At 35.7% G+C, this 1,907-nt stretch carries 2 protein-coding genes and 1 pseudogene; 2 read left to right on the top strand and 1 reads right to left on the bottom strand.

Annotation, left to right across the window (positions count from 1 at the left end; all coding sequences use genetic code 11):
* Both MV589_RS04280 and MV589_RS04275 read left to right on the top strand, forming a co-directional pair.
* Nucleotides 1-757: putative bifunctional diguanylate cyclase/phosphodiesterase (locus MV589_RS04280; RefSeq protein ID WP_297432390.1), on the top strand; the 757-nt coding region annotated here is incomplete at its 5' end.
* Between the two features lie 32 nt (nucleotides 758-789).
* Nucleotides 790-1,602, top strand: a complete 813-nt coding sequence (locus MV589_RS04275; RefSeq protein ID WP_297432388.1) for a TIGR00282 family metallophosphoesterase — start codon at nucleotides 790-792, stop codon at nucleotides 1,600-1,602.
* On the opposite strand, the pseudogene MV589_RS04270 reads toward MV589_RS04275, so the two are convergent.
* A pseudogene (locus tag MV589_RS04270) lies at nucleotides 1,599-1,907 on the bottom strand (hypothetical protein); the annotation flags it as partial. The gene MV589_RS04275 and the pseudogene MV589_RS04270 overlap by 4 nt on opposite strands.

Here is a 1,907-nt window from a genome sequence, read left to right as displayed (position 1 = left end):
TATTTACAGTGATTTATTAGTAGCAATTCAAGAAAATCAGTTTGAACTCCATTACCAATTACAAAATAGGGATGATGCCTCTTACATTGGGGCAGAGAGTCTTATACGATGGAATCATCCAAAACAGGGATTAGTCTCTCCTTTTAAATTTATACCAATTGCTGAAAATAGTGGACTTATTGTTGAAATTGGGACATGGGTGCTGCAAAGTGCTTGTAAACAGCTCGCTGTTTGGCAGGAAAACTCTAAAACAAAAGAGTGGATTTTAGCTGTAAATGTAAGTGCAAAACAGTTTGCTCAAGATGATTTTTTAACGATTGTAAAAAAGAGTATTGAAATGTATAGCATTAATCCAAATAGATTAAAAATTGAATTAACAGAGTCTCTTTTAGCTGATGATTTTGAAGCAATGGTGCAAAAGATGCAAAAACTGCGAGAGTTAGGTATTCAGATCTCTATTGATGATTTTGGTACAGGTTATTCCTCTTTGCAGTATCTAAAAATGCTTCCAATTAATCAGATAAAAATAGACCAAGGTTTTATTTTTGAAATGTTGGAAAATCACTCAGATCAGATTATTGTGCAGAGTATTATAAACTTAGGGGAGGCATTTGGATTTGATGTCATTGCTGAGGGTGTTGAAACAGAAGAGCATTTTGAAAAACTAAAAGAATTTGGCTGTCACTATTTTCAAGGGTATCTTTTTGCGAGACCTGAGCCTATAGAAAACATTGAAAAAGTAGTTGCTCAACTTTAGCTATAATTGCGAAAAAATATGAAGATGGTTGTATGAGAATAGCATTTATAGGCGACATAGTAGGGAGTCCGGGGCGTGATATGCTCAAAAAATACCTGCAAGAGATAAAAGAGAAAGAGAGCATTGACTTTGTCATTGCAAATTATGAAAACGCTTCACACGGTTTTGGTTTGACGCTCAAAAACTGTAATGAGCTTTTCTCATATGGCATTGATGTGATGAGTGGTGGGAATCATACATGGGATAAAAAAGATATTTTGCCTCTTTTTGATTCTCATGAAATACTGCGCCCCCATAACTATCCAGAGGGAGTGCCAGGAACAGGATGTAAGGTTTATGCTGTCGGAAGTGAAAAACTAGCTGTTTTAAATCTTATGGGACACTACTCTATGCCCTATTGTGACAATGCTTTTCGTTGTGCTGAGACTACAGTAGAAGAGTTACATAAAGAGGGTATTAAAAATATATTTGTCGATTTTCATGCAGAAGCAACGAGTGAAAAACGTGGAATGATGATGCTGATGCAGGGAGAAGTGAGTGCTATTATTGGGACACATACACATGTCTCAACAGATGACTTCCAAATTGCAAATGGTACGGCTTATATGAGTGATATGGGTTTGAGTGGGTGTAGAGATAATGTTATTGGTATGGATGCCAAAGTGCCACTCAAGCAGTTCTTAACAGGGCTAAAAGGGCATTTTGATATTCCTAAAAAGTGTAAAAAAATTCTGCAAATGGCTGTTTTAGATATTGCCGATGGTAAATGCAGTGCTGCGTTTAAAATCAAACAGTTTGATGATGGCAGGGTTATAAAAACAGAGGCGTGGATAGAAGAGGACTAAGCAGTTACTTTGTAGTAGTTGTCGTTAGCTATATAAGTATTTAGTGCATTTTGTTTTATACTTGCATTGCTTACAAAGCTACTTTGTACGTGTCCAAGAGGAACCTTAGGTTTCCTTAATCGTGGGAACATTGTTGAATTTTCACTATAAGCTACTTGTGCATTTTTAAGAGTAGTTACTTTTGTAAATTTTGTTTTTTGAGACTGCTGCGTTTGCTCTTGTAATTTTTGTTGATTTCGCAACACTTTAAATTGTGAAATATAACTCACAGGGAGTTTTACTTCTGCAAATTTTGCAGCTAAATC

The organism is Sulfurimonas sp. (genome assembly GCF_026991475.1).
Taxonomy (GTDB): domain Bacteria; phylum Campylobacterota; class Campylobacteria; order Campylobacterales; family Sulfurimonadaceae; genus Sulfurimonas.
This window is presented reverse-complemented; position numbering and strand designations above follow the sequence as displayed.

Coding starts and splice junctions, on each gene's coding strand:
- MV589_RS04275 (WP_297432388.1), top strand. CDS start 790: ATGAGAATAGCATTTATAGGCGACATAGTAGGGAGTCCGGGGCGTGAT.